Genomic DNA, 26654 nt, shown 5'->3' on the forward strand with positions numbered 1-26654 from the left:
CTCCGGTAGCACCTGTTGTGCTGTAAGTGATGTTAGTGATCGCTGAGTTTTCACATACTGTTTGGTTGTCAGTTCCCGCTGCCGATGTAAGCGAGATTGTGTTTGCAGGTTGAATTTCAACATCGAGGAAAACGGAATCGCCCACACAGCTTCCTGCTGAGTCTTCGATTACAAATAGTTCGTAAGTGCCCACCGGTGTAGTAGCCCAGTCGAGGCTGATTTCACTCCCCGATGCATTCGTGGTGGTAATAGTTCCGGTAAAACCAGCAGTCGTAACACCCCAGGTATAGTTTGAACCTGTGGTACCTGTTGTATCAACACGGTAAGGCTCTACTGATCCTGCACAAATTTGATGAGGATTAGCATTGCTCGATTGCGCTTTAGCACTGATTGATGCTACTAACACGAAAAGGAAAAACGTAATTGTTGCGATTAATTTCATGATTCAGTTTAAATTTAGTTGTGAAGTATGTTTGTTGTTATTGGACCCGGTTGAACTTTTAGCTGAACAGCAACTGAGTAAACTTCGCAGCTGCCGTTTGTGATTTTACAGTAGAACTGGTAGTTATTTTGGCTGTATGGAATATTGGTAAGTGACAATGTGTTTGTTGAAGCTCCTGATGTGTTTACTCCATTTGAAACAGTGCTCCAGTTTGTTCCGCTGTTTGGATGAACATACCATTGGAATGCATTTCCGGACGTAGCTGTGCTAACCGAGAATGTTGCGGATTCTCCCTCGCAAATTGTTTCGTCTGTTGGTTGTTGTGTGATGCTAATAGATGGACCAAAAGAAGTGGTGTGACTACCGATGTCGGTATAGGTTTCCAGGCTAAAAGCCTGCCATTCTGAAAGTGTGAATGTTGTATTGGGGCCTGATACTGTTCCTTTTCTGCGATACGTATATCCGGCATTTCCTCCAACTACCCAGTTAGATCCTGAGCAATCCCCCCAAACATCAATAATAGAGCTGTTTTTAAGGAGCTTTATACAGTCGTTGGTGTTGACTCCTCCGCAAGTATTGAAATAAGCATCGGCTAACCCGCCATTTGAACCTATGCTGATAACATAAACATCATTATTGGCCAGAGTTCCGCTGAGTGTTATGTTACAGGTTGGCGAACTATTTCCGTTGTTGTATTGAGCGATAAAATAATTGCTGAGATTTACCGCAGACCCTGTTCCGTTAAAGATTTCAATATAAGAAAGGCTTCCGCTCGAAGCGTCAGTTACTTCACTGATAAAGAGTTCTGTAGGTGTTCCGCTTCCTGCTCCGCAACCTGTAGTTTCAGTAAGCGTGAAACTTGAATACGTCTCCGGGCAATTATCCGTTGTAATTTCAATTGTGTTTCCAGCTCCTGAGGGAACATAGGCTTCAATTTGCGTGTTTGAGAGCACATTGAACGAGTCTGCAGCTACGGAGCCAAAATCGACAGCTGATGTTCCGGTTCCGACTGTAAACCCACTCCCCTGAATCAATACACGAGTTCCAACGGGGCCGTTATTTGGCTGAATTGAGCTGATGGTTGGTGGAGTGCACGAACTTGTTGCGTAAATTTCAATATGGTCAATCGCGATGTCTTCATCTCCTGAGTTGAGGTTGAACTCTACCTGAATATCGAGTGAGCTGCCGGTTCCTGAAATGGGAGCTGTGAATTGTGTAAAGGCATCTGTGATAATTGCTCCATCACCGGTTCCATCAAAATCTGTGTCGATTTGTGGAGCTGTATTGTATGTGCTTCCGTCATTCTCAAGCCACAAAAGATTGTTGTATCCGGTATTATCAACTTGGTAGTTGAAGTGAACATAGTCAGAGTTATCCCAGTCTTCATTAGAGCCGTCATCATCTTCAGCGAGAAAAACTCTCAATTCGAGATTTGTATAACCCGAAATATTGATTCCGGTTATTGTTAGGGTTTGGTTTGAGGAGGCTCCTTCTCCATCGATGTCTTGCGCTCCAAAGTAGTAAGCTCCCTGGGTATTTGTGTAGTTTACTCCGGCAGAGATGTTTCCTCCATTTGTACGGATAAAGTAATCTCCAGAACTATCAGTGAATTCTGGGATTGAAGTTGAGTAACCTCCTGCTGACTCAAAGTCCTGGAGATAAACCTGCGTTTGACCAACTGCTGATGCAATAGCAAGAAAAAAAATGAATGTTACCTGTAAGGTAATAAGGTGTGGTTTCAATTTTTTTTTGACCTCACTAATATTCAGGCATAACTTCAAAACAAGAATTTGCATTGTTAGCAAACTTATTGTTTGGATGTTAACAGGAGCTTATGAGCTTGTTATTTGCTTATTGAATAAATATTAAGCAATGCCGTTATCTAGTAAATAACTGAACTGTTTCAATGAAAGACTGATTATTGTAAGAGACTTTTAGAACATAAACACCGTCAGCGCAAACCTTACCTCTATACTTACCATCCCAGCTATCCTGAATATCTGTCCAGCGAGCTATTTCTTCTCCCCAACGGTTAAATACAATTGCTTCAAAGAACTGTGGTGTTTCGCCTTCAATTTTCAATCTATCATTAATGCCGTCACCATTTGGTGTAAAGGCATTTGGAATGAAAACATTATCAATATTTTGTAATTCAATCAATACCGTATCTGAAGCCAGGCAACTGTTTCTGGTCTTAGTTTCTACTACTATCTCGTGTTCACCTGGGTCAGAAAAAAGATACCTAAAATCAGGATAAGTTTCAACGAGAACATCATCGATGAACCAGCTGTACTCATCATAATTTGAAGGAATAGCTTCAAAGTCGTATTCTTTTAGTTTTACTGAATTATGCTTAATTTTAACTTCTGGTGATTCAACTTGTAAGACGGTTTGTTTGCTCATTGATCCACACTCGTTTGTAACTGTTGCAGTGTACTTGCCAGGTTGATTAACGATTATTTGATTCCCGGTAACACCATTAGACCAATTTACATCATTGATATTTGAGCTTGCGTTGATAACTGCTTCTTCACCTTTACAGATTGTAATTAAATTTTCATCAAGTGAGAGCTGAGGGTCTTCATAAAAACTGAATGAAATTTCCTCTCTGTCAGAACCACAATAATTATTTCGCTCAGCCCAGTAAGTTCCGGATGTTGAAGCTGTGATTGAACCTGAATTAGATCCGTTGTTCCAGATAAGTCTGCCATTTCCTGCTGCTGTCAATTGAGCCGGGTTGCTGTTACAACGAATAGTGTCTCCTGAAAACTGAATGTTTACTGATGGATTATCCTCAATGTAAACGATTTGTGTGTCACTCGCAAAACAATTGGTTGAGGCCAAACTGTAGGCTAGGGTGTATGTGCTATCCACATTCAGGTTACTAACATCAATAGAGTCATCAGCAAGTTGACTACCATTTAGAAAATAATCACCACCTTGCGGAGTTGCTCCACCAATGAATGTCCGGTTCTGACCGTAGCAGATTGTATCAGGAAGTGTCCAGTTGATTTGAGGATTGTTGATCACAGAAATTGTTTGGTAAGTTGTGTCAGAACAGTTTCCGTTGCTCACTGCATAACCTATAGAGTGATTTCCGATTCCCGCTGCTGATGGATTAAAAGTATTGTTAGCTACTCCATTCCCGAAAAATGTTCCTCCGCCAGAGTTGTTCAGGTTAACGGGACTTGAATTTGCGCAAATGGTCGATGACTGGAGAGAAAACTGAGCGTTTGGGCTGTTTTGAACCGTTATTGATACCTGGTCAGATCCGCCACATGCACCGCTAACAGTATAGGTCAAATTGTGAGTACCTACACCGGCAGATTGCGGATCAAATGTATTGGAAGAAACACCATTTCCGCTCCAGGAGCCACCCGCAGGTGTGCCGCCCGGTAGCGCGAAAGGCTGTTGGTTTGTACAAACTGAGTTGAGAGATGGAGCTGTTACTGATCCTCCTCCCGTGATTGAGATTGGAATTGTTCTTTGAATAGAACATCCTGCTGGCGTTCCTATTGTTAACACAGCATTGTAGCTTCCTGTTGTGGTGTAAGTGTGACTGGTAGTTGAGCCATTTCCAGAGTTGTTATCACCAAAATCCCAGGAATATGTATAGCCTGGAATATTTGAGTTTGTTGTAAAGTTAACATTTAAAGGAGCACAGCCTTGTGTAGTGTCAGCATCTACGGTCAGAGCCATGCTGGCCAACCAGTTAGCATTAGCTGTATTGTTAGGGCTTCCCGGACTATCGTTTGAAGAAGCATTTCCTGAGGTCCAATTAGCTTGTAGGCTCCATTGATCATTTGTGGTATTAACAAAACTGAAGTTTGTCCCACTTCCTGATCCGTTGAAGTAAATAGCAGGGTTCGGTCCATTGATTCCACCATAGCCAACCGCATGATGTGCTGTTGAAGTATTAGACGGATCGATTACCTGAGCTGCATCAGCTCCATTTCCCAGAGCAATGATACTCCAGCTGCCGGGAGTTGAATAAGGACCGGTAAATGAATTACAACTCGAACTTGAAGGAGTACTGCTGTTTCCTTCGAGGTAAGTTCCAGTTGTTATGGGCAAAACATAAACGCCATCATTATTGCTGTCAGTAGGATCATTTGCGATAGAAATTGATGTGTTCACATCAGCTGGGTTGTAGAGCAGGATAATACTACCTGCCGGTACACATTGCCAGTTTTGATGATTGGCGAATTTGAGGTGTCCGCTAGCTATTCCGTTACCGCTGCCACAACCATAAAATCCACTGTGATCATCAACGATCCAGTTTCTTATATCCTGAAAAGAGCCAGGGCTTCCCTCAACAACTAATTCAAAAAACTCTTTAGAGCCTGATGTTCCGTTGCTGAACTCATTGATGATAAGTTGGGAGTAGCTGTTTAATGACAACAAAACTGAGCAGATAAAAACGATGATTCGCATGTGATGAAGTGATATCAAATTTTGGTGCAAAAATCGTTCTTCTAAGTTTCGTCTATATCCCTAAATAATTAAGGTTCTGTTATGAGAAAGTAAAAACCCCGCTATCTATTGACAGCAGGGTTCTGAAAGTTATTGTAATAATCTGAATATTTTACTCAGTTGTAAAGCTTGCTTTCATATATTCCTGGTTCATTCTCGCAATGTTCTTGAGAGAAATCCCTTTAGGACATTCAACTTCACAAGCTCCGGTATTGGTACAGTTACCAAACCCTTCTTCATCCATTTGATTTACCATGTTTTTCACGCGCCTTTTACGCTCAACATCACCTTGAGGCAGGAGCGAAAGCTGTGTTACCTTGGCTGATACAAATAACATGGCTGATGAGTTCTTACAAGAAGCTACACACGCTCCACAACCAATGCAGGTTGCAGCATCAAATGCCCAGTCTGCATTTTCTTTTGGAATTGGGATAGCATTACCATCCTGTGTGTTGCCTGAAGTGTTAACGCTTACGTAACCACCTGCCTGCATGATTCTATCAAATGAAGATCTGTCTGTAACGAGGTCTTTCACAATTGGGAAAGCTTTAGATCTCCATGGCTCAATATAAATTGTTTCACCATCGTTGAATTCACGCATGTGCAATTGGCAGGTTGTAACACCTCTACCCGGTCCGTGCGCTTCACCGTTGATGTACATCGAGCACATCCCGCAAATTCCTTCGCGGCAATCGTGATCAAATGCAACCGGACCATAATTTCCTTTATCATCAATGGAGCCACCAATGATTCCTTCATTGAGAACATCGATCATTTCGAGAAACGACATATCTTCACTGATGTCGCTCACTTGATAATCAACCATTTCACCCTTTTCTTCAGGGCCGTTTTGTCTCCAAATTTTAAGCGTTAGTTTCATATCGCTCTGTTTTTATTCACGTTCAGATTCAAATTGAATCTTACTTATAACTTCTTGTTTTAAGTTCAATATTATCGAATATGAGCTCTTCTTTATGAAGCTTAGCTTCAGAAGGCTCGCCTGTGTATTCCCATGCAGCTACATACCTGTAGTTGTCATCATCACGTTTAGCTTCACCCTCTTCAGTTTGATACTCTTCTCTAAAGTGACCTCCTGCAGATTCTTCTCTGTTTAGAGCATCTACACACATCAATTCACCGAGTTCTAAGAAATCAGCCACACGTCCTGCTTTGTCGAGTTCAGGATTGTACTGATCAGCTTTACCCGGAACTTTTACGTCTTTCCAGAATTCTTCGCGTAGTTCGCGTATTTCTTTGATCGCTTCTTTAAGCCCTTCAGCATTACGAGCCATTCCGCATTTGTTCCACATGATTTTGCCTAATCGCTTGTGGAATTGATCAACAGAAAACTTACCGTTATTGTTGATCAATTTGTCAATACGATCTTTTACTTCTTTCTCAGCTTCTTCAAACTCTTTCGTGTTTGTATCAATAGCACCGGTTCTAATATCATCAGCCAGGTAATCACCTATTGTATAAGGTAGAACGAAGTAACCATCAGCTAATCCTTGCATCAATGCAGATGCACCGAGTCTGTTAGCACCGTGATCTGAGAAGTTGGCTTCACCGGCAGCATACAGTCCGGGAACTGAAGTCATCAGGTTGTAATCAACCCAAATACCACCCATTGTGTAGTGAACAGCCGGATAAATTTTCATTGGAGTGTAGTATGGATTGTCCCCGGTAATCTTTTCATACATCTGGAAAAGGTTCCCATATTTAGACTCCACTACTTTTTCACCAAGATCTTTGATTTTGGCTTTGCTCGGGTTGTCGATACCCTTGACGTTTGCTTCTTCTTTACCGTAACGTTCAATTGCAGATGAGAAATCGAGGAAAACAGCTTCACCTGTTTTATTCACTCCAAATCCAGCATCGCAACGTTCTTTGGCTGCACGTGAAGCAACATCACGAGGAACCAGGTTTCCAAATGACGGATATCTTCTCTCTAAATAATAATCGCGATTTTCTTCAGCGATTTCTGTTGGTTTGAGCGATCCTTTGCGGACTGCTTCAGCGTCTTCTTTCTTTTTCGGAACCCAGATTCGGCCGTCATTACGTAGCGACTCAGACATGAGCGTCAACTTAGACTGGTAATCACCTGAAACCGGTATGCATGTCGGGTGGATCTGAGTGTAACATGGATTTGCAAAGTGTGCACCTTTACGGTGAGCTTTCCAGGCAGCAGATCCGTTAGATCCCATCGCATTAGTTGACAGGAAGAAAACATTTCCATAACCACCCGATGCGAGAACAACCGCGTGTGCTCCGTGACGTTCAATTTCTCCGGTAACTAAGTTTTTAGCTATGATTCCGCGAGCTTTTCCGTCAACTTTTACAACTTCCATCATTTCATGGCGGTTGTACAGCTTCACTTTTCCTTTGGAAATTTGACGCGAAAGTGCAGAGTAGGCACCTAACAACAACTGCTGACCAGTTTGTCCTTTAGCGTAAAAAGTACGGCTAACCTGAACACCACCAAATGAGCGGTTGTCGAGTAATCCACCGTAATCTCTCGCAAAAGGAACACCTTGTGCTACGCACTGGTCAATAATATTAGTAGAAACTTCTGCCAGGCGGTAAACATTCGCTTCTCTCGAGCGGTAGTCTCCACCCTTTACAGTATCGTAGAATAGGCGATAAACTGAATCGCCATCATTTTGATAGTTTTTAGCTGCGTTGATACCACCTTGAGCTGCAATTGAGTGCGCTCTACGAGGCGAATCCTGAAAACAAAATGATTTTACATTATATCCCATCTCAGCAAGGGAAGCTGCTGCCGAAGCACCTGCAAGCCCTGTACCCACTACAATAACATCAATATTGCGTTTGTTGGCCGGGTTTACCAGGTTGATGTTATTTTTATGATTTTGCCATTTTTTATCTAATGGACCTTCTGGAATTCTTGAATTTAAACTCATAACTCTTTCGTTTTCCAATTACTTCAAATAAATAATCACAGGAATGATGGCAAATAACAATGGAATCACAATTGCGAAGGCATATCCTGCTTTTTTAATGATTGGTGTGTACTTGTCATGATTGATTCCTATCGACTGGAATGCACTTGAGAATCCATGCCACAAGTGAAATGCTATTGCGATCATGCTGATCACATAAACAATTACAATCCATGGAATTTGAAATGCTTCCATAACTTCTTCGTGCAGATCTTTCATTGCAAGTCCTGCAACTTCTCCGTTTTTCATCACTTTGGCAGATTCAGAGTTGATAACACCATCAACAACTACATCACCTGACTTGGTTATTGGGTGACCTTGTTCAGACACCATGAAAGGAGTTTCGCCAAACTTGTACTCATACCAAAAATCCTGCATGTGGAATACGATGAACACAAGAATGATTGTTCCTAAAATTCCCATGTTGCGTGATGACCAAATGCTGTTGCGCTGAGGTTTATTGTAAACATATCCCTGAGGACGAGCTTTTTTGTTAGCTCTTGTCAACATAATGCCATCAATGACATGGAATAGAATTGAAAAGTAAGTGAGATAAGAAAGAATCTTAACAGCCGGGTTCGTAGTCATAAAAACAGCGTACTCGTTAAACTGCAGCTTTCCTTCATAACCGGGAATTAACAATTGTAAGTTACCAGTTACGTGGCCCACTAAAAATAAACACAAAAACAGCCCTGTTGCTGCCATCCAATACTTCTTGACTAGTGAACGATTTAAAAATCCACTCATTTTATTTTGGTTTTGAATTGTTTCGAATAACAAATGTAAAACACCCTACTAAACACGTACAACAATTACATTAATTAGATTAATTCTTAATAACATTTTACACGTGTTTTGATATGAGAACAAGTAATTTTTGTTTTAGTTTGAAAAAAATCAATTTGAATTGAAAATATGAGATACGAACAAATTCCAAACGAACTGTTCATCCACAATAGAAAACGTTTCATGGAAAAGATGGAAGCTAGATCTATTGCGGTTTTTAACTCCAATGATATTTTTCCATTGAGTGCAGATAGCACGATGCCTTTCAAGCAGCACACTGATATTTTTCACCTCAGCGGGGCTGATCAGGAAGAGTCGATTTTGCTTCTTTTTCCCGATGCTCCGGATCCAAAATATCGTGAAGTTTTATTCGTGATTGAAACAAATCCTGAAATTGCTGTTTGGGAAGGAGCTAAACTGACGAAGGAAAAAGCTACTGAAGTAAGTGGGATCAAAACTGTTTACTGGCTAAAAGATTTTCATAAGATTTTCAATCAGTTAATGGCAGATGCTAATAACGTGTACCTCAATACAAATGAGCACCTCAGAGCCAATACTGAAGTTGAAACTCGTGAAGATCGGTTTATTAAGTGGTGTAAGGAAAACTTCCCTGCTCATTCTTACAAACGTTCCTCTCCAATCATGCATGAGATAAGAGCTGTCAAGCACCCGGTAGAATTGGACCTGATGCAAAAAGCTTGCAAAATTACTGAGAAAGGATTCCGCAGGCTGCTCAACTTCATTAAGCCTGGAGTTTGGGAGCACGAAATTGAAGCAGAGCTTTGGCATGAATTTATTCGGAACCGTAGCTACGGATTTGCTTACACGCCAATTGTAGCCTCTGGCGGTAATGCTTGTGTGCTTCACTACACTGAAAATGATCAGGAAGTGAATGATGGAGACCTTATCTTAATGGACTTTGGAGCCGAGTACGCAAATTATTCAAGTGATATGACGCGTACGATTCCGGCTAACGGGAAATATACAGCTCGTCAAAAAGAAGTTTACAGTTCGGTTCTGAAAGTGAAAAAAATGGCCAATGATATTCTCAAGCCCGGTATCACTTTGAACGAGTATCACAAAGAAGTGGGTAAAATGATGGAGAGCGAGTTGATCGACCTCAAGCTTCTTGACAAAACTGATGTCAAGAATCAGAACCCAGATTGGCCGGCTTACAAGAAGTTCTTTATGCACGGAACTTCGCATTATATAGGACTAGACACACACGATTATGGTTCATGGTCTAAGCCGATTCCGGAAAATAGTGTGTTCACCATTGAACCCGGAATTTATATCCCTGATGAGAAGATCGGTATTCGTCTTGAAGATGACTACGTTCTTAAATCTGACGAGGAGAATTTCAATTTAATGGGAGACATCCCAATCGAAATTGATGAAATTGAGGATTTAATGAACAGCTAATGCCTTTTGCTGATTTCAAAAAAGGAAAAATCCATTACACTGATGATGGAAGTGGCCGTGCAGTAGTTTTACTGCACGGCTTTTTAGAATCGTCAAAAATGTGGGAGAATTACCTGCCGCATTTTGTCGGTAAAACGAGACGTGTTGTTTGTATCGACTTACCCGGTCATGGCGAGAGTGATACATTTGGTTATGTCCACGATATGGAATTGATGGCGGGAGCCATTAAAGCGGTTCTGAAAGAGTTGAATTTACGCAGGGTCATCCTTGTAGGACATTCCATGGGAGGTTACGCAGCGATGGCTTTCGCTGAAACATTTCCCGATAATGTGAAGGGTATTTGCCTGTTTTGTTCAACAGCTCGCAATGACTCAGATGTGAGGAAAATAGCTCGCGAAGAAGCTATCAAATTGGTTAAGCAGGATCACGAATCATTCATTCGAAAAAGTATTCCGCTTTTATTCAGACCCGAAAACCGCAAAATCTTTAAGCCGGAAATCGAAGCGATGAAAAAAGAGGCATTGAAAATGTCGCCTCGTGCAATTGTGGCAGCATTAAAAGGGATGAAGATGCGAAAAGATCGCGAAATAATCCTCAGGTTTAATCCTTACCCCGTTCATTTTATAATTGGAAAAGAGGATGGAGTCCTTTTATGGACAGATCTCATCGCTCAAACGAAGCACAGTGAAAACGTTACCTATTCATTATTTAAAGAAAGCGGGCATATGGGCTTTTTAGAAGATGAACGAGCCTGTAGAGAAGATTTAATCCGATTTTTCAATCTTGTGAGTCGATAACCTTAATTTCTGTTGCCATTTTATCGTTTGTGTATGCGATGTGAACAGGTTCAAACTCTACTGTATCGCTTGTTTTTATTGACTTGTTTGATGGTTCGTCAAGATCAAACCCATAGGTGAACCCGGCCTCATTTTCAATGTACCCAATACCTGAATTACGGTCTATTTTAATGCATTTTCCTATCATATTTACACGTATTTTGCGAATACTGCTACTTAAGGTTAATCTTCTTCAAAGAAATAGTTTATTTTGTGAGTACTCTTTGCGCACATTCAAATTTATGATCAAAAGAATATTCGCCCTATCGGTTCTTTGTGTTTTAATGCTTTCCGTCTTTGGTCAGGAGGGGGTGGATAGTTTGTATCAAAAACTTGAAAACTCAAAAACTGATTCAGGAAAAGTAAAAGCTCTAAGTGAAATAACGATTTACCTCTATCGCCACAATCAGTTTCAAAAAACGATTAATTATGCTGATAGTGCTATTGAAATTGGCAATAAATTGGGGAACACTAAATATACTGTAATCCCTTTATCTTTTAAGTCCTCAGCTTACTACGACCTTGGGCAACGCGAAAAGGCGGTTAAAGCTGCCAGGCAAGCCATGTCAGTTGCTGAAGAATGCGATTGCCCTGACGAAAAAGGGCGAAGTTTTATTACGTATGCCGATATATTGAATAAAGATACTCGCTTTGATTCATCAATCATCTACTACGAAAAAGCACTTGAAGCATTGGAGGAGGGTTCAACCGATAAGGCTCATGCCTACAATAACATTTCAATAGCCTATTCTGAGAAGGGGTTTTATTACAAATCACTGGATTACTTATTGAAAGCGCTCGAATTTTATCGTGAAAACGATATGGAGTATGCAGAGGCAACAGCTCTCAATAATCTCGGAGAAAAATACAGGCAAAATGATGATCACGCTAATGCTATCAAATACCTGAAAATGTCAATTGATATTTCCAGCAAGGTTGGAGATACTGTTCAAATAGGACGGGCGATGGGTAACCTTGGTCTGGCATATAATGAAATTCTCAAAACCGATAGTGCCAAAAAATATTTGATAAAAGCGCTTGATATCAACAATAGTGTGAATAGGATGTACGGCAAAACTGTGGCACATAGCAACCTGGCTTCCTTTTACTCTGATATTGACCAACCCGATAAAGCTTTTCAACATTTAGAAAAAGTTCTCGAGTACTCACAAAAATTAGGAATCAAAAGAGGTTTGTACTATGGGAATCTAGGTTTAGGAAGAGCTTTTTACATGAAAGAACAATATGATTCTGCTCTTAAGCATATTAAAGAAGCTCACATGTTGGTGAAAGATTTTGATGATGAAAGGCTTAAAGTGGGTGTATATGAAGGGTATCATGATGTTTATAAAGAGCTTGGGCTGTATGATAGTTCTCTGTTTTATTATGAAAAGTTTGTCGCTATTGATGATAGTTTAGAAGATGCTATTAGGAAAAGTCGTATTGATGAACTTTCGTTGAAATTTGAAGCTGAGCAAAAAGAAAAGGAGAATGCTGTTTTAAAGACTGAAAACCTCAAAGCTCAAAAAGAGTCTGATAAAAAGACAATGATAATTTGGGTATCAGTAGCAATAGTTTTTATACTCACGATTTTGGTGATTTTACAGTACCGCTTTAATAAGTCAAAAAGCGAGCTTAATGAAAGGCTGCTGAACACAAACAAAAAAATCGCTCAAAAGAATGAAGAGCTAAAGAAGCTGAACGAAGTAAAAAACAGAATGTTATCAATTGTTGGCCACGATGTTAAAGGGCCGCTAGGGTCAATATCGTCTCTGTTGAAACTCATTAACTCCGGAGAATTAACTACTGATCAGGAAAAAGAATTTTTGCAGGACCTGGAGTCTGAAACTTCAAAAACATCAATGCTTCTCGAAAATTTGCTACACTGGACCAAGTCGCAGTTTGATGGTTTAGAGGTTCACCTCGATGAAAGGGAGTTAAAAGTTGCGGTTGATCATATCGTTTCGCTTTACGAAAACCCAATAAGGAAAAAGAAGATTATAGTTGAAAATGCTGTTGACGCTAAAGACACGGCAATTGTGGACAAACAATTGCTCGACCTTATCTTGAGAAACCTGATTTCTAATGCTATCAAGTATGTATATGAAGGTGGTAAAATAAGATTTGAAAGCCACAGGAAAGAGGGGATGGTTCAGTTGAAGGTGATTGATAATGGAATGGGAATGGCACGTGAAAAAATTGATACGCTTTTCGCTAAAAGTTCGTCAACCCTGGGAGCCAACGATGAAAAAGGAACCGGGCTCGGATTGGTTCTGACCAAAGACGCTGTGGAAGAGTGCGGAGGTAGTCTTAAAGTTGAAAGTGAAAAAGGCAAAGGAAGCACGTTTATACTCGAACTTCCCCTGCCTTCAAATCATTAGTCTTTTCCTTCAAACCATTTCTTCACATCTTCTAACTGAAGAGCCGGGATGTCGAGTTTGTTTTTCTTTCTAAAGCCATTCAGTTTTTGATGAACCTGAGTTGACTTCATTTCCAGGAGTTCCTCAACTTTTTTGAATCCGGCACTCACAATTGTCTCAGCCCATTCTTTTGTAATATCCAGCTTTTCCTGAAACTCTTCAGGAGTGGCTTGTACGGGCTTTTTCTCAGGGCGCATTTGGGGGAAGAACAACACTTCCTGAATGCTTTCCTGATTGGTGAGAAGCATGATCAACCTGTCCATTCCAATTCCCATTCCTGATGTTGGCGGCATTCCGTATTCCAGTGCACGAAGGAAATCCTGATCGATGAACATCGCCTCATCATCACCTTTTTCGCTCAGGCGAAGTTGTTCTTCAAAACGCTCGCGTTGATCGATGGGGTCGTTGAGCTCTGAGTAGGCATTTGCTATTTCTTTTCCGTTTACAATAAGTTCAAATCTTTCGGTCAGATCAGGGTTTTCGCGGTGTTTTTTACAAAGTGGCGACATCTCTACCGGGTAATCTGTGATGAAAGTTGGCTGAACGTAATTGGCTTCGCATTTTTCGCCAAATATTTCATCGATGAGCTTTCCTTTTCCAAAAGACTCGTCAACTTCAATATCGAGTTTTTTGCACACTTCTCTCAATTCAGCAGCATCCATTCCGCGAACATCAATGCCTGTGTGCTCATGAATGGCCTCGAGAATAGGAACACGCTTAAACGGAGCTGTAAAGTCGATTTCTTTATCACCAACTTTTACTTTTGAAGAGCCCTTCACTTTGTTCACAACAAACTCCAGCATTTTTTCAGTGAAGTCCATCATCCAGATGTAGTCTTTGTAAGCTACATAGATTTCCATTACTGTAAATTCTGGGTTGTGTGTGCGATCCATCCCCTCGTTACGAAAGTCTTTGGCAAATTCATAAACACCGTCAAATCCACCAACGATAAGGCGCTTTAGGTAAAGCTCATTAGCTATTCTCAAGTATAGCGGAATATCGAGTGCATTGTGATGAGTGACAAATGGTCGTGCTGCAGCGCCACCCGGAATAGGTTGAAGAATAGGCGTTTCAACCTCCATGTATCCTTTGCCATTGAAGAATTCACGCATTGCAGCAAAAGTTTGCGTGCGTTTCACGAAAGTATCTTTTACCTCACGGTTCACTACCAGATCAACATAACGCTGGCGGTGGCGCAATTCAGGATCTACAAAAGCATCGTGAGTGTTTCCTTCAGCATCTGTCTTAACGATTGGTAGCGGACGAAGCGATTTTGATAGTATCGTTAGTTCATTGACGTGAACTGTTGTCTCGCCCATTTTTGTTTTGAACACTTTACCGCGAATGCCTATAAAGTCACCAATATCGAGCAGGCGCTTAAATACTTCGTTGTAAAAAGTTGTGTCTTCACCTTCGCAAATATCGTCACGAGTGATGTAGAGTTGTATGCGGCCACTGCTGTCCTGTAGCTCGGCAAAAGAAGCTTTTCCCATGATGCGCTTGCTCATGATTCGGCCTGCTATTACCACATCATCCAGTTCCTCTCCATCTTCAAACTTCTTCTTGATCTCGCTGGATGTGGTGTTTACATAAAACTGCTCAGCCGGATAGGGATCAATCCCTAACTCGCGCATTCTTTTTAAACCTTCTCTTCTTACCTGTTCCTGCTCAGATAGTTGTTGACTCATTATCTGTTTTTTTATCTGTGAAATTTCGAGCGGCAAAGGTAGTGAAAGCTATGATTTTACGTCTCTCATACATCGATTAGTGAACGATGAGTCATTAGGCTCTGATCATGATGCTAACAAGTTGAGCTATTTTCCTGATCTTTTAAAGAATTGAACTTTTTCATTACAACTTGCCAAAATAGCCTATAATTGCACGCAAAAATTTGCTATGAAAACCCCCGTTATAGCTTCTATTGGTTTGTTAATTAGTTCTTTTAGTCTTGGGCAAACTAATGATACCACTCAGCTAAAAGAGTTTACAATAACCGAAAAACGTTCAGCAAAACAGTTTGATCAATCTGCACGGGTTGTCACGACAATTGATAAAATGGAGATAGAGCAGGCACCTGTTCAAACGGTTGAGGAGTTGCTGGAATTTGCATTAAACGTAGATGTCAAGCAACGCGGGCCTTACAATGTTCAAAACGACATAAGTTTGAGGGGGGCAACATTTGAGCAGACGCTTATTTTGCTCAATGGAGTGAAATTGTCAGATCCGCAAACAGGGCATCACAACATGAATTTGCCGGTTCGGTTAGAGGATGTTTCGCGTATTGAAATCCTGCACGGTGGAGCGAGCCGAATTTACGGGACTTCAGCTTTTGCGGGGGCGATCAATATTATCACTGAAAATGCAGATCAAAATACCGTTTCAGGATCTGTAACTGGTGGGGAATACAACTTTTACCAGGCCGGGGTTACGGCAACAACAGCTTTTGAAAATCACTCTCACAGGATTTCGGCAAGTAAATCCGGATCTGACGGTTACATTGAGAATACGGATTTCGAGCGAACCAATCTTTTTTGGCAGAGTGAAGCTGATTTGAATCGACTCAGCTTAATGGTGAATGCGGGCTTTATGGATAAAGGATTTGGAGCTCAAAACTTTTATACATCAACTTTTCCTCGCCAGTTTGAGAAAACAAGGACTTATTTTTCTTCGCTCACAGCAGAATACGATTTTGATAAAACGCATATCCGTTTGAGATCTTACTACCGCCAACATCACGATCGTTTTGAGCTTTACCGTGAAGGACTTGATTATTACCAAAGAACTGGAAACGGAAGGTTTGTGATGGGAAACGACACTGTTCCCTCGTGGTACACGGGGCATAATTACCACCAAACTGTTGCTTATGGATCTGACCTAAACGTAGCACATACCTGGAAGCTGGGTGAAACAAGTGTAGGGGTTGAATACCGCAAAGAAGAAATTTACAGCAATGTGTTGGGGCATGATTTGGCTGAACCAAAAGCTGTCCCGCGCGAACCATCTTATGCCCAATTTACCCAATTTGACGAGCGTGAAAACTACAGTGCTTATATCGAGCACAATTTTAAGTGGAAACAGCTTTTCGTGTCGATGGGAACAATGTACAACATCAATTCACAGTTTGATGACGAGTGGTTTCCGGGCGTTGATGTGAGTTATAAGATCAACAAAAACTTTCAGCCTTATGCCTCATGGAGCCGGAGTTTGCGGTTTCCGTCATTTACTAACCTCTACTATGAAGGAGGAAACTCGGTAGGTAGTCTCACACTTGAGCCTGAGAAAAGTATGAATTATGAGCTTGGGACCAAGTTTGTGTCATCGTGGTTTCGCGGCCACGTTGCTGCATTCCGCAGAGAGGGGAAAAACCTGATCGATTGGATTCGCTACAACAATTCTGACACAGCGTATGCGGCAAACATAACCGAGGTTAATATCAACGGTGCAGAGCTCAATGGGTTTTTCAATATTCACAAGCTACTGGGAGAGAATTTCCCTGTTTTTTCGGTCAGAGCCGGTTACACATACCTCATGGCTGATACCACCAGTCGTGATTTTGAGTCGAGTTACGTGCTCGACTTCCTCCAACACAAAGCCGATATTGCTTTGACATCTAAAGAGTATGCCGGGTTTCAACTGACTGTTAATGGCAGCTATCAGGATCGAGTTGGCGGATACCGAAACGCTGAAGAAATGAGAGAAACGCCATTTGATCCTGTATTTTTAATGAACATGAGGTTGCGCTATCGCTATAAGCAAGTTTCGTTTTATGGAGAGGTTTCAAATCTTTTTGATCAGGATTATGTAGATATCGGTAACGTTCAGTTGCCCGGGAGATGGGTGAAAATAGGCTTCAGGTTTAGTATTTGATGATTGTTAAAATACAACTTTATAGCACATAGTTTAAATGAAGTTATTTCATACTTAATTTAAATGATTGCTTAAACCTCTTTAATAAAACATTAGAAATATGCTATCTATGAGTACAGATGCATGATTTTGTCGATATATTTTTCGGTTCTGACCGTAAAAACATTTTCTTTGCTTTAATCATAAAACAAAATCAAGATGGAATCCTTAATAGCCGGCTTCAACAATCAATTGAAAGAGGCTTTAACAATTGGACAAAAAGCGAACTTAAAACCTTCTCAAAAACCTATAGAAAACGTACTAATCACTGGTCTTGGCGGTTCGGGAATTGGCGGAACAATCATTAAAGACTGGTTGAGTGATGCCTGTCAGGCTCCAATAGTAGTGAATAAAGGCTATGGAGTTCCAGGCTTTGTGAATGAAAACACACTGGTTATTGCGTCCTCCTACTCAGGAAATACTGAAGAAACACTTTCGGCAACGGAAAAAGCAATTGCGAAAGGTGCTCAAATTGCTGCCATAACAAGTGGCGGCAAGCTCGAAGAAATTGTTGAAAATGTCGATGGAAATATTATAAAGGTACCTGGGGGAAATCCGCCACGTGCTATGCTGGCTTATTCACTGGTTCAGCAACTTTTCCTTTTCAATCATTACGGCCTTGCCAATGTTGATATCGAAAAAGAGATCAATACAACACGCGATATTCTTGAATTCAACGAAAAAGAAATTATGCGTGAAGCAAAAGATGTTGCTAACGGACTAAAGAATACCTTACCTTACATCTATTCACTCGATGGTTATGCCGGAATTGGTGTAAGAATGCGCCAACAACTCAACGAAAACAGCAAAATGTTGTGCAATAGCCAGGTTATTCCAGAGATGAACCACAACGAACTCGTAGGCTGGGCCGGAGCAAAAGGTGATATCTCAGTGGTTTTCCTTCGTAACGAAGATGAACTCGATCGCAACAGAACCAGGCTTGATATCAATGAAGGAATCATACAAAAATACACCTCAAATATTCATCACATTTGGAGTAAAGGTGATACGCGAATTCAGCGCTCACTTTATCACATCCATCTCGAAGACTGGTGTTCCCTTTATTTGTCTAAACTAAACGGTGTTGATCCTGTTGAAATTGAAGTGATCAACCATCTTAAAGGTGAACTCTCTAAGCTGTAATGACAAAAAAGGTCTTATTTAAAAACCTGGGTCAAATCGATTTTAAAGATGCCTGGGATTTTCAGGAAAGCCTTTTCAAAAAGGCAATCGATTTGAAAATGTATAACCGTAAACACGAAAGTGATTCTGCTGGTCAGTTACCTGAGAATCACTTTTTGTTTTGCGAACACCCTCATGTTTACACGCTCGGCAAAAGCGGTTCGGCAGATAATTTGCTTATTGATGATGAAGGCTTAAAACAAAAAAAGGCCACATATTATAAAATCAATAGAGGTGGAGATATCACGTATCACGGTCCGGGGCAAATTGTTGGCTACCCTATTCTAGATCTCGACCAGTTTTTCACAGATATTCATCGCTATTTACGCACTTTGGAAGAAGTGATCATCAAAACCATGGCAGACTACGGCCTCAAAGGAGATCGTTACCCCGGCTATACGGGTGTTTGGTTAGATCCCGAATCAGATAAAGCTCGTAAAATTTGCGCATTGGGTGTACGTACATCACGTTGGGTAACAATGCATGGTTTTGCGTTTAATGTGAATACAGATTTGAATTACTTCAACAATATTGTACCGTGCGGAATTGACGACAAAGACGTTACCTCAATGGAGCGCGAACTCGGTGAAAAACTCCCAGTTCAAGAAGTACAACACAAAATCAAAAAACACTTTTCAAATTTATTTGAGGTTGAGTTTGTAGAATAGTCAAAATCAACCAAATCCTTTTTTACCTTTACCCCAAACCAGTCGTTTTAAGAAAATGAAAAAGCTCATTATTATCGTTTTGGTGTTGGTTGCAGCACATTTCACGTTGGTGCTAACAAATAATACCTACATCTATACCGTTCTCAAAATGACGGTTTTTAAAGGACAAATGAGTCCGTCAATTGATGAATACCCTGAGTTTGTCAACGATACCGTTCGCAATACTACCGGTCAGATCCAAAAGTGGCCGCTGGCCCGCGACTACAATTCCCACGAATTAGGAGAAGAATATGTTGAAGCACACAAAAGACTTGGAAGCGTTGCCTATCTCGTTATCCGAAACGACTCAATTTGTCACGAACAGTATTGGGATAATTTTGGCCCCACATCTCATTCTAACTCTTTTAGTATGGCGAAGTCCATAGTGGGAGCTCTCACAGGAATAGCAATTGAAGAAGGCTATATAGAGGGAGTAGATCAAAAAGTGTGCGATTTTTTTCCGCAGTATTGTGAAGGGAAAGCTGCGGATCTGACCATTGAGCATTTATTGACAATGAGTGCCGGAATCAATTTTGATGAGAGCTATATCAACCCGTTTTCTTATCCGGGTAGAGCCAATTACGGTCAGGATCTTTGGGAGCTCAATAAAAAGTACGAAGTAACTCAAAACCCCGGAGAGGTATTTAGCTATCAAAGTGGTGTTTCGCAACTTTTGGCTTTTGTTGTAGAGGAAGCCGTAGGGAAAAGCCTCAGTGAATACGCTGAAGAAAAACTCTGGACACCGATGGGCGCCAAAAACTTTGCTTTGTGGAGTAAAGATCATGAAGGCGGACATGTAAAAGCTTTTTGTTGCTTTAACTCAAATGCACGCGACTTTGCCCGCTTTGGTAAACTTTATGAACACAATGGAGTTTGGAATGGTGACACTCTCATCCCGCCTCAATATGTTTCAAAATCAGTAAAGCCGGCAGATTGGCTCAACGAAACGAATGGCGAACCAAATTACCGGTACGGTTATCAGTGGTGGACCCACCTCAACTACAAAGAGAGCTTTGACTTCTTCTACATGCGCGGACTCAAAGGTCAATATGTTATCGTGATTCCGGACAAAGATTTAATGGTTGTCAGATTAGGAAGAAACCGTCAAAAGCGAGGCAAGTTTGAACTGCCAAAAGATGTAGAATACTGGTTAGACTTTGCTTTGGAGAACTACAGCTCTTGAGGTTCCAGCAAGTCGTAAACCTCAAAATGTTCTCCGTTATATGCCTTTTTGAAAGGATAATTCATTGTTGAAGTTTTTTTATCAATGATAAGTTTTTGGGCTCCAAGTGATTTTAGAGAGTCGATTTTAGTGGGATCTTCCAGAAATTTATTAGAAACAGACCACCCTTTTTTGTTTATAAAATAAATTAACTGTGGAGACTTACCACCATTTATGACAATCAGTTCTTTATCGTCAATTGTATTTTGACCAATTTTTTCCAATTTCAATTTGTATCTATTTTCATCTTTAATAAAAAAGTCATGCTGTTGATTGGCAATAGCTTCAACGAATATTAAAGTGCAAACTACAGCTGCCCATTTATTTGAGATTTTGCTAACTGAATAACCAGCAGTAAAAGCCATGAAAGGGACAAATGGAATAATATAGTAATTGTGAGTTGGAAAAACAGCACCGGTTTTAATAATGAACACACCAAAAATGATAAAAGCGGCTAACAATCCAGATAAAGCATAATACATTTTGTCTTTTACAAGGAAGATAGCGCCAATAATAAATGAAACAAATGCTATGTAAGATAGGAATGCACTAAAATAGAATCGTTTAAATAGATCGGGTATATGATTCTTTAATTCTAGAAAGCCATCAGCTAAAGTTTTTGGGAAGTATAATTCATATTGATATGTGCTTGTTAAATGTGGTACCCAATAAAAGTACCAAAGCGCGGTAATGAAAGCGACTATTAAAACAGCAAATGAAATAAAAGTTCTTTTTTTTCTGTTAATTGATGGAATGAAAAAAATAATAATTAAAGGTGAGAGTAAAGAAATTGCTGGAATTTTACTCAAGCAACCAAGACTCCCTAGAATAATAAAATAAACAAGATTAGATATAGAGCTTTCTCTAATGTACTGTATCAAAGAGGATAAGCTAATAATTACAAGTGAAACACTAAATGTGTCTGGCATTATTTTTCTTGAGAATGAGAACCAAATAGAACACAGTAGAATAATTGTTGAATAATATGCGATTCTTGAAGTGAATAACTCCTTCAGAACTTTGAAAAAGAAATAAATACCAATTGAAGAAATGATTAGATTAATTAGTCTGCCATACCAATGCTCGAAACCAAATATTTCAAAACATAAATAGATTAGAGCATTAAATAATGGAAATTCAGATCCGATAATACCAGAAAGTGCTCCAGCCATGTCTATCTTAGGGTAAAGTAAGGAAAACTCACCTTGATAAAAATTTCTGGCAATCATGTTTGTAAGCGCTTGTCTCCAGTTATGGCCGGTTTCAAGTGGAGGGTTTGTTATATTGAACAGCCTAAGAATGAAAAAGATCAATATTAGGCCCCTGATAGACATTAGTTTGTTTAACTTGTTTTTCAGCATCTTAAACTGGGTAAAATCCAGGCAGTTCTTTCTTTACATAAGGATAGCAAATGTAGTAATTCAGTTTTATGTTTAGATTAGTCATATTATTTACAATGAATTAAAATGTTTCTAAGACGAACTACAAGAAGTATAAAAGATGAAATATTTTAACTCATACATATTAGTATGTATTTGTTTCTTAACTATTAATCATTGCTTTTCACAGTTATGTAATGGTGATGTTGTTAGTTTGATCAATAATCCAGAATGCTCTAATAATGAATATCTTTTGGTATTTGAAGATAATTTTGACTCTACTATAGTTGACGAAAATACATGGCAATTTGAATATCCCTGGGGGAGGTCTTTAGTTGAGAACCCTGAACAGCAATATTATAAGAGTCAGAATGTTGAGGTTAATAATGGAGTTTTAAGCCTAATAGCTAAGAGGGAAAGAGTAGTCAGAAGAGCAATTCCTTATGACCCAGATAATAAAATAATAGATGACGGATATAGGAATAAAAGAACTTTTGACTTTACCTCTGGAATGATTTTTTCCAAATTTAACTTCGGTTATGGGAAATATGAAATTAGGTGTAAAATACCTAAAGCAAAAGGCATGTGGCCTGCTTTTTGGCTTTTTGAAGGACCAGGTAAAAATGAGATAGATATTTTTGAGTTTTGGAACGAACATGACCTTTTTGGGAATGTTGATTTTGACAAGTTAGCAAGGGTGCCAAACTTCAATTTACATCACGAGTATTCGAAAGGTAATGTATATAACTGTATTTCCGATTGGAATAGTGACATAGACTTTTCAAAAAAATTCCATACATTCACTTTGATATGGAAACCTACTTACATTGAGTGGTATATTGATGGTCAATTAAAGAGAAGAACGACAAAGTATACTTCTTTGTCTACTCAACCAATTTACTGTGATAATTTAAAAGATTTCGAACCCTATTTGTTAAATAAAGCTTTCCCAAAAAAGGAATACCTTCACGTAATAATGAATTTGGCTGTTCAATCTAATAGCAATGAGCCAAAGAGTAATTCACTTCCCAAAAGCTTTGATGTTGATTACTTTAAATTTTACAAGCAAGTTGATTGTCAATTTGTTAATAATGTGAATAAAGTAAACGAATTGCTAGAAAGTATAGAACCAAATGCTTTTAATGTAGCCTATACTGATAGTGTTGAGCTTTTTGAAAATTTAAAGATTGAAAATACTAAGCTTTTAGTTGTATCCAGCAAAAGACTTCCAGAAGGTTTTACGAATTCTGACACAGATATTAACTTTAAGCATTATCCTGAAATATGCAACACTAAACCAAAATTAAGCTTAGAAGATAGGGTTTCGGTTTTTCCTAATCCCTCAAATGGAAAGATCACAATTCAGGTTGATAGACAATTATGTAACTCAGGGAAAATTTATATAATTAATCCCAATGGTTATTCAATGAACACTATAGAAATTGATGAAAAATCTTGTGAAGTAAAACTAGACCTATCATATTTGAATCAGGGAGTATATAACGTGCTTTACATTCAGGAAAGTACAGGTATACCGATATCTAAACCATTAGTCATAATTAAGTAATTTAACCATGAAAAAAGACATTCATTTTCCCAAAGATGATGAAGTACACATGGCAATTGTCAGGGAAAAAGACGAAGGTGAAAATGTGTGGAATGCCTATATCATCAATACAAGAGAATCCAAAATTGACACATTACTTCTAACATCAAAAGGATATAGTACCCGCCAGGATGAAGATGTGAAAACCTCAGTGCTCCGCAGGCAGCTTTTAAACATGGAACCTCACACAGCCCAAAAAGCAGAGCAAATTCCTGAAGAACTCCACAAACTCACCAATGAATTTTGGTTGAGCTTTTATGACGGGAACACACTTTACGATAAAAAATTCACCTTTTCCAGCCATGCATTTGAAAGCGATGAGCACATAACAATTCCAGTTCTGGAAAAAGGAGGAATACTCATAAAATAACCATTTATGTTAGAACAAATCGATACAACAAACATTCTGTTTCTCGATATTGAAACAGTCCCACAAGAAAAAACATTCGATTCACTGTCAGATCCGGCAAAAGCACTGTGGACCAAAAAAGCAAACAGACTCAAAACCGATGAAGAAACACCTGATGAGCTTTACGATAGAGCCGGAATTTACGCAGAGTTCGGGAAAATCGTTTGCATCTCAGTTGGTTTTATGCGCAACACAACAAACGGAAAACGTTTGAGAATAACTTCATTCTCTGGCGATTCAGAGACAGATTTTCTCCAAAACTTTGCCGATTTATTAAACAGTCACTTCAACGAGCCACAACATTTACTCTGCGCCCACAACGGTAAAGAATTCGATTTTCCTTACATCGCCAGGAGGATGCTCGTCAATGGTATAAAACTTCCCAATCTACTCGATATTGCAGGGAAAAAGCCCTGGGAAGTTCGCCATCTCGATACTATGGAACTCTGGAAGTTTGGCGATTGGAAAAGCTATACTTCACTGGAATTGTTGGCACACATTTTCAACATCCCAACTCCAAAAGACGATATTGACGGAAGCGAAGTGAGAGGCGTTTACTACGAAGAAAATAACCTCGAAAGAATTGTAGAATACTGCCAAAAAGATGTGGTAACAACCGTTCAGTTGTTCCTTAAATTCAAAAGAGAAAACCTCATTGACGAAGAAAACATCGATTTTGTTTAGCGATCTCCGCGTTTTGCAGCGTCATAATCTGGCCGCTGAATGTATGAATCGTAATTTGGTGGGTAATTGTCGTGCCAAAAAACTGCCTTGTACGCCTCTTTTGTCATGCCATCCCAGTGAATAATTCCTTTCCTGTATTGATATGTTTGCCACTGGTTGAGGCCAATTCCAAGAGCAATTAGAGCGTAAAAGTTCACGGTCAGAACCGTTTTCCTCTGGCTCAATACCCAGTGGACACATGCTGCCAGCCCGAAAGCTAAAAACGGATACATATCAATCATTGCCCGCATTCCAAAAGAGCCGCCATACCACCAACACCACCAGCTGAAAATCACATACATGTAAATCGGTAAAATCACGATAGTTGGAACAGCTAACGCTTTGTGTCTTTTATAGAGCGGTATCAAACCGATTAAACCCAACATCATCAATGGAGTGTAAATGAGCCATCCTTTTCTAAAGCTGAATAGTCCTTTCCAAAATTCGGGATCTGAAAAGAAAAAACCTTCTTCATTGTACGAATAATAGATCCAATCTCCGGTCGCTACTTTCCAGTAAATGAGTTGTGGCAGTATGCCTAAAAATCCTCCAAAAAATGCGGGAAAAAGCACTTTTGAATCGAGGAGTGAGTCAATTCCGTCTTTTATGCTTCCGGATCTGACCAGGAAATAGATAATCGGGAAAAGCACCACGAGACCATTTATGGGTCTGACCAAAACTGCCAGGCCGCAAAGCAAGCCGGTGAAAAAGGTGCGTTTGATGTTTATAGAGTCGCCCCATTTTAGGGTTGAGTAGATGATAAGTGTAATGATGAAAACGCTGTAGTTGTGGCTCATTGCGCTTTCATTCATGATGTAATAAAAGAGGTTTGTTCCTGCATAGAGAATTGCTATGGTTGTTGCTGAGGTTGTGTCGCTAAAGAATCTCATCAAAATAGCCCGCATGACGAACATGCTTACGATTGCGTAAAAAACAGAGGATAAGGTTAGTGCGAGTTGGTAAGGAGGAGAATATCCATTTGGGTCGTAACCAAGTGACTCTGCGGTTGAATTTGCTATAAAAAAGAAAGGTGAGTACAGTAGCGCTAACCCGCTCGACATTTTTTGTACCGGCTCACCATCAGGTGTTTCGAGATACCAGAGGTTGTTTTTTACAACATCGGGTGTGTTTTCATCAAACTTGTATTGAAACGAGATGTCATCGTAAATAAAAATTGCCGGGAGGTAAGAGTAGTAAGATTGAATATCAGAAACTATGACACCGCCACGCTTCCAGTGCCCGATGTTGAGCACTGTGAACACAAGAAGAATACTCATGATCAGAACCACTGAAAATGAGCGGGGAGCTTTACTGATGTTTGAAAACTTTCTTGTCAAATATGTTGTATTTTAAGATGCAGTAGATTGCTCTAAAGCCGTCTTTCCAGCCTATTTTTTTTCCTTCCTCGTAAGTCCTGCCGTAATAGGAGATTCCCACTTCATAAATTCTGATTTTTGGGACTCTCGATATTTTAGCTGTCACTTCAGGTTCAAAGCCAAAACGCTTTTCTGTGAGGTTTAATTGCTTGATGGTTGAAGCTTTGAAAACCTTGTAACACGTTTCCATATCTGTGAGGTTGAGATTGGTAAACATGTTCGAGAGGAAAGTGAGAAATTGGTTTCCTAAAGAGTGCCAAAAGAATAAAATACGATGGGGTTGTCCGCCCATAAACCTGGACCCGTAAACCACATCAGCAAAGCCGCTGAGTATAGGCTTGAGTAAAATGTTGTATTCTTCAGGGTCGTATTCTAAATCAGCATCCTGAACCACAACATAGTCGCCCTGTGCTTCTTCGATGGCTCTGTGAATAGCAGCACCTTTTCCCATGTTGTAAGGCTGATTGTAGAGCTTGATGTCAAAATCTGTATGTTTTTCGATGTAAGCCTCTACAACATCAGATGTGTTGTCACTAGAGGCGTCATTGACAATAACGATTTCTTTTTCAACGTCTCCTTTCAGTTTCACTTCTCTAACCTTGTCGAGAATGACGTGAATCGTTGCAGCCTCGTTATATGCTGGGATTAAAACGCTTAATTTCACAGGGTAATTTTAAAGGTTAAACGGCAAAGAAAATAAAAGGGAATGTATCAAAACCGAAAAATCTCACATTTTTCGGTTTTAAAAAGCTTTTGATGAAGTTGAAATAGCTGAAAAGAGTATATTTATATCTTACAAACACCT

At 39.8% G+C, this 26654-nt stretch carries 21 protein-coding genes; 10 read left to right on the forward strand and 11 right to left on the reverse strand.

Going from position 1 to position 26654, the window contains the following annotated elements:
* The 6 genes from RI557_RS05710 to RI557_RS05735 all read right to left on the reverse strand — a co-directional run.
* A partial coding sequence (locus RI557_RS05710; protein WP_310682667.1) for a hypothetical protein occupies window positions 1–442 on the reverse strand: 442 nt, incomplete at its 3' end.
* Window positions 443–456: 14 nt separating this feature from the next.
* Complete coding sequence (locus RI557_RS05715) at window positions 457–2184, reverse strand: lamin tail domain-containing protein (RefSeq protein ID WP_310667537.1); 1728 nt, start codon at window positions 2182–2184, stop codon at window positions 457–459.
* Between the two features lie 136 nt (window positions 2185–2320).
* A complete protein-coding gene (locus RI557_RS05720) occupies window positions 2321–4876 on the reverse strand; it encodes a gliding motility-associated C-terminal domain-containing protein (RefSeq protein WP_310682669.1) in 2556 nt (851 codons plus the stop codon).
* Between the two features lie 151 nt (window positions 4877–5027).
* On the reverse strand, window positions 5028–5795 hold the full coding sequence (locus RI557_RS05725) for a succinate dehydrogenase/fumarate reductase iron-sulfur subunit (protein WP_310667535.1): 768 nt from the start codon (window positions 5793–5795) through the stop codon (window positions 5028–5030).
* 40 nt (window positions 5796–5835) lie between these two features.
* Window positions 5836–7836: a fumarate reductase/succinate dehydrogenase flavoprotein subunit gene (locus tag RI557_RS05730; RefSeq protein ID WP_310682671.1), complete on the reverse strand. Its 2001-nt coding sequence runs from the start codon at window positions 7834–7836 to the stop codon at window positions 5836–5838.
* Between the two features lie 18 nt (window positions 7837–7854).
* Window positions 7855–8622 carry a succinate dehydrogenase cytochrome b subunit gene (locus RI557_RS05735; protein WP_310667533.1) on the reverse strand — a complete coding sequence of 256 codons (768 nt, stop codon included), beginning with the start codon at window positions 8620–8622 and terminating at the stop codon, window positions 7855–7857.
* A 168-nt stretch (window positions 8623–8790) separates the two neighbouring features.
* Here RI557_RS05735 and RI557_RS05740 point away from each other — a divergent pair, with 168 nt between their 5' ends.
* Complete coding sequence (locus tag RI557_RS05740) at window positions 8791–10083, forward strand: aminopeptidase P N-terminal domain-containing protein (RefSeq protein ID WP_310682673.1); 1293 nt, start codon at window positions 8791–8793, stop codon at window positions 10081–10083.
* Window positions 10083–10880: an alpha/beta hydrolase gene (locus RI557_RS05745; RefSeq protein ID WP_310682675.1), complete on the forward strand. Its 798-nt coding sequence runs from the start codon at window positions 10083–10085 to the stop codon at window positions 10878–10880. Before RI557_RS05740 ends, RI557_RS05745 begins: the two co-directional genes overlap by 1 nt.
* Here RI557_RS05745 and RI557_RS05750 read toward each other — a convergent pair.
* Entirely contained in the window at window positions 10861–11067 is a 207-nt protein-coding gene (locus RI557_RS05750) for a hypothetical protein (protein WP_310667530.1), read from the reverse strand. The genes RI557_RS05745 and RI557_RS05750 overlap by 20 nt on opposite strands.
* Before the next feature lie 94 nt (window positions 11068–11161).
* Here RI557_RS05750 and RI557_RS05755 point away from each other — a divergent pair, with 94 nt between their 5' ends.
* Complete coding sequence (locus tag RI557_RS05755) at window positions 11162–13300, forward strand: tetratricopeptide repeat-containing sensor histidine kinase (protein WP_310667529.1); 2139 nt, start codon at window positions 11162–11164, stop codon at window positions 13298–13300.
* Here RI557_RS05755 and lysS read toward each other — a convergent pair.
* Window positions 13297–15027, reverse strand: a complete 1731-nt coding sequence (gene lysS, locus RI557_RS05760; protein WP_310667528.1) for a lysine--tRNA ligase — start codon at window positions 15025–15027, stop codon at window positions 13297–13299. The two genes, RI557_RS05755 and lysS, sit on opposite strands and share 4 nt — an antisense overlap.
* 208 nt (window positions 15028–15235) lie before the next feature.
* On the opposite strand from lysS, the gene RI557_RS05765 reads away from it, so the two are divergent.
* The 4 genes from RI557_RS05765 to RI557_RS05780 all read left to right on the forward strand — a co-directional run bounded on the left by RI557_RS05765 (window position 15236) and on the right by RI557_RS05780 (window position 20317).
* Window positions 15236–17206, forward strand: a complete 1971-nt coding sequence (locus RI557_RS05765) for a TonB-dependent receptor domain-containing protein (RefSeq protein ID WP_310682677.1) — start codon at window positions 15236–15238, stop codon at window positions 17204–17206.
* A gap of 198 nt (window positions 17207–17404) precedes the next feature.
* On the forward strand, window positions 17405–18388 hold the full coding sequence (locus RI557_RS05770) for a bifunctional phosphoglucose/phosphomannose isomerase (protein WP_310667526.1): 984 nt from the start codon (window positions 17405–17407) through the stop codon (window positions 18386–18388).
* Entirely contained in the window at window positions 18388–19095 is a 708-nt protein-coding gene (lipB, locus tag RI557_RS05775) for a lipoyl(octanoyl) transferase LipB (RefSeq protein ID WP_310682679.1), read from the forward strand. Before RI557_RS05770 ends, lipB begins: the two co-directional genes overlap by 1 nt.
* A gap of 55 nt (window positions 19096–19150) precedes the next feature.
* Window positions 19151–20317: a serine hydrolase gene (locus RI557_RS05780; protein WP_310682681.1), complete on the forward strand. Its 1167-nt coding sequence runs from the start codon at window positions 19151–19153 to the stop codon at window positions 20315–20317.
* Here RI557_RS05780 and RI557_RS05785 read toward each other — a convergent pair.
* A complete protein-coding gene (locus tag RI557_RS05785; RefSeq protein ID WP_310667523.1) occupies window positions 20305–21585 on the reverse strand; it encodes a glycosyltransferase family 39 protein in 1281 nt (426 codons plus the stop codon). The two genes, RI557_RS05780 and RI557_RS05785, sit on opposite strands and share 13 nt — an antisense overlap.
* 271 nt (window positions 21586–21856) lie before the next feature.
* On the opposite strand from RI557_RS05785, the gene RI557_RS05790 reads away from it, so the two are divergent.
* Genes RI557_RS05790 through RI557_RS05800 form a run of 3 tightly spaced genes read left to right on the forward strand, consistent with a single transcriptional unit; the run spans window position 21857 to window position 24434 of the window.
* Window positions 21857–23302, forward strand: coding sequence for a family 16 glycosylhydrolase (locus RI557_RS05790; protein WP_310667522.1), 1446 nt, complete (start codon window positions 21857–21859; stop codon window positions 23300–23302).
* Between the two features lie 7 nt (window positions 23303–23309).
* The gene (locus RI557_RS05795) at window positions 23310–23711 is read left to right on the forward strand and encodes a hypothetical protein (protein WP_310682684.1); all 402 of its coding nucleotides are present in this window, start codon (window positions 23310–23312) and stop codon (window positions 23709–23711) included.
* A gap of 6 nt (window positions 23712–23717) precedes the next feature.
* A complete protein-coding gene (locus tag RI557_RS05800) occupies window positions 23718–24434 on the forward strand; it encodes a 3'-5' exonuclease (protein WP_310667520.1) in 717 nt (238 codons plus the stop codon).
* On the opposite strand, the gene RI557_RS05805 is transcribed toward RI557_RS05800, so the two are convergent.
* Both RI557_RS05805 and RI557_RS05810 read right to left on the reverse strand, forming a co-directional pair.
* On the reverse strand, window positions 24431–25810 hold the full coding sequence (locus RI557_RS05805; protein ID WP_310667519.1) for a hypothetical protein: 1380 nt from the start codon (window positions 25808–25810) through the stop codon (window positions 24431–24433). The genes RI557_RS05800 and RI557_RS05805 overlap by 4 nt on opposite strands.
* On the reverse strand, window positions 25782–26513 hold the full coding sequence (locus tag RI557_RS05810) for a glycosyltransferase family 2 protein (protein WP_310667518.1): 732 nt from the start codon (window positions 26511–26513) through the stop codon (window positions 25782–25784). The genes RI557_RS05805 and RI557_RS05810 overlap by 29 nt, the downstream gene beginning before the upstream one ends.
* Window positions 26514–26654: the final 141 nt, after the last annotated feature.

The sequence above is a fragment of the Salibacter sp. genome (assembly GCF_031581065.1).
GTDB lineage: Bacteria > Bacteroidota > Bacteroidia > Flavobacteriales_G > Salibacteraceae > Salibacter.

Coding starts and splice junctions, on each gene's coding strand:
- RI557_RS05800 (WP_310667520.1), top strand. CDS start 23,718: ATGTTAGAACAAATCGATACAACAAACATTCTGTTTCTCGATATTGAA.
- RI557_RS05790 (WP_310667522.1), top strand. CDS start 21,857: ATGAAATATTTTAACTCATACATATTAGTATGTATTTGTTTCTTAACT.
- RI557_RS05735 (WP_310667533.1), bottom strand. CDS start 8,622: ATGAGTGGATTTTTAAATCGTTCACTAGTCAAGAAGTATTGGATGGCA.
- RI557_RS05755 (WP_310667529.1), top strand. CDS start 11,162: ATGATCAAAAGAATATTCGCCCTATCGGTTCTTTGTGTTTTAATGCTT.
- lipB (WP_310682679.1), top strand. CDS start 18,388: ATGACAAAAAAGGTCTTATTTAAAAACCTGGGTCAAATCGATTTTAAA.
- RI557_RS05725 (WP_310667535.1), bottom strand. CDS start 5,795: ATGAAACTAACGCTTAAAATTTGGAGACAAAACGGCCCTGAAGAAAAG.
- RI557_RS05795 (WP_310682684.1), top strand. CDS start 23,310: ATGAAAAAAGACATTCATTTTCCCAAAGATGATGAAGTACACATGGCA.
- RI557_RS05785 (WP_310667523.1), bottom strand. CDS start 21,585: ATGATTGCCAGAAATTTTTATCAAGGTGAGTTTTCCTTACTTTACCCT.
- RI557_RS05720 (WP_310682669.1), bottom strand. CDS start 4,876: ATGCGAATCATCGTTTTTATCTGCTCAGTTTTGTTGTCATTAAACAGC.
- RI557_RS05740 (WP_310682673.1), top strand. CDS start 8,791: ATGAGATACGAACAAATTCCAAACGAACTGTTCATCCACAATAGAAAA.
- RI557_RS05730 (WP_310682671.1), bottom strand. CDS start 7,836: ATGAGTTTAAATTCAAGAATTCCAGAAGGTCCATTAGATAAAAAATGG.
- RI557_RS05765 (WP_310682677.1), top strand. CDS start 15,236: ATGAAAACCCCCGTTATAGCTTCTATTGGTTTGTTAATTAGTTCTTTT.
- RI557_RS05780 (WP_310682681.1), top strand. CDS start 19,151: ATGAAAAAGCTCATTATTATCGTTTTGGTGTTGGTTGCAGCACATTTC.
- RI557_RS05770 (WP_310667526.1), top strand. CDS start 17,405: ATGGAATCCTTAATAGCCGGCTTCAACAATCAATTGAAAGAGGCTTTA.
- RI557_RS05745 (WP_310682675.1), top strand. CDS start 10,083: ATGCCTTTTGCTGATTTCAAAAAAGGAAAAATCCATTACACTGATGAT.
- lysS (WP_310667528.1), bottom strand. CDS start 15,027: ATGAGTCAACAACTATCTGAGCAGGAACAGGTAAGAAGAGAAGGTTTA.
- RI557_RS05750 (WP_310667530.1), bottom strand. CDS start 11,067: ATGATAGGAAAATGCATTAAAATAGACCGTAATTCAGGTATTGGGTAC.